Below are 1,572 nucleotides of genomic sequence, written 5' to 3'. Positions count from 1 at the left end.
TGCGGAGCAGGATGTCGGCTGGTTCGAGGAGCCGGTGTCATCAGACGATCTAGAGGGTTTGGCGCTGGTCCGCGCACAGCTGCCGGTCGGGATGGAAGTTGCGGCCGGCGAGTATGCCTACACGACGGACTATGTTCGCACCATGCTGCAGCACGGCGCGGTCGACGTGCAGCAGGCCGATGCAACCCGCTGCGGCGGCTATACGGGATTTCTGCAGGCCGCCGCGCTCTGCGATGCCTTTCATACCGATCTCTCCGGCCACTGTGCGCCTGCGCTGCATCTGCATGTCGCCTGCGCCGCGCCGCGCCTGCGTCACCTGGAATGGTTCCATGATCATGTGCGCATCGAGCACATGTTGTTCGACGGCGCGCCACGACCGCGCGATGGACAGATCGTGCCGGATCTCACCTGTGCCGGAAATGGGCTGGTGTTCAAGCATGCAGACGCCGCACGCTATGCGGTTGCGGGGGCGTCATGACCAAGCCGGACCAACGAGATCTGCTGGCGCTGGCGGGCCTCGCCGTATCGGGGTTCGCGCTCGCATCGGTGATGTCGGCGCGGATGCCGCAGCCACGTTCGCGGCGGGCGATCGCGTCGCGACACGATGGTCGCGGAACGCAGCAGACCGTGAACATCGCGCGTAAGCTCAACACCGCGGCCGGGACGCTTGCCGTCTCGGTGCTCGCCGATTCCGCCGTCGAGCACTATCGTGGCTCGTTCAAGAACAAGGCGATGTACACGCCGCTGCTGGTTTCGGCGCTGACGCTCGCGACAAGTCTGCACGGCACCGCCGATATGAGGGCGCTCGCGCACAAGGCGCGCGACGCGACCTATCTGCTGGCGGCGGCGACCGGGCTGGCCGGTACCGGCTTCCACGTCTACAATATCGGCAAGAAGGTCGGCGGCTTCTCCTGGCAGAACTTCTTCTATGGCGCTCCGGTCGGCGCGCCGATGGCCATTCTGCTGTCCGGGCTGCTTGGCTTCTGCTCCGAGCGCGTGCGGGAAACCAATCGACTCGGCCGGCCAAAAATTTTCCGGCTGCCCGCCGGGCGCACCATCGCCGCCGTAACCGGCGCCGGTCTGCTCGGCACCGCCGGTGAGGCGGGTCTGCTGCACTTCCGCGGCGCCTATCATAATCCGTTCATGGCAGTCCCGGTCACGCTGCCGCCGATCGGCGCCGCGCTGCTGCTGTCGGCTGCGGCCGGCCGGCGTGGGCGCATCCATCGCTTCACGCGCTGGTGGATGCGGCTGCTTGCCTTGATGGGTTTCGTCGGCGTCGGCTTCCATGCCTATGGCGTCTCGCGCAACATGGGCGGCTGGCGCAACTGGAGCCAGAACATTCTGAACGGGCCGCCGCTGCCGGCGCCGCCGAGCTTTGCGGGCCTTGCCCTTGCTGGCCTCGCCGGGCTCGGCCTGATGAGGGAGCATCCCGATGCATGATCCGCGGCGGCCTTCTGATAGTCCTGATCGCTATCCCGACTATAACGTTCTCGCCAAATGGTCCGGGCCGTCCTGGAACGAGAAGACGCGCGAGGTGATCAGCCGGCGGCTGGCGATCGGGCCGGAGCCGAG

The 1,572-nt window shown here is 66.9% G+C and carries 2 protein-coding genes; both read left to right on the top strand.

The genetic code is table 11. The features are described from left to right. The coding region (locus tag WA702_RS22630; protein WP_425112782.1) for an enolase C-terminal domain-like protein at positions 1–478 on the top strand (478 nt) is incomplete at its 5' end. Continuing rightward, positions 475–1,440: a hypothetical protein gene (locus WA702_RS22625; protein ID WP_425112781.1), complete on the top strand. Its 966-nt coding sequence runs from the start codon at positions 475–477 to the stop codon at positions 1,438–1,440. The genes WA702_RS22630 and WA702_RS22625, both read left to right, overlap by 4 nt. The last annotated feature ends 132 nt before the right edge of the window (positions 1,441–1,572 follow it).

The sequence above is a fragment of the Bradyrhizobium sp. genome (genome assembly GCF_049798375.1).
In the GTDB taxonomy this organism is placed as follows: domain Bacteria; phylum Pseudomonadota; class Alphaproteobacteria; order Rhizobiales; family Xanthobacteraceae; genus Bradyrhizobium.
The sequence above is the reverse complement of the archived record's forward strand: the minus strand, read 5'-3'. Positions and strand labels throughout refer to the sequence as shown.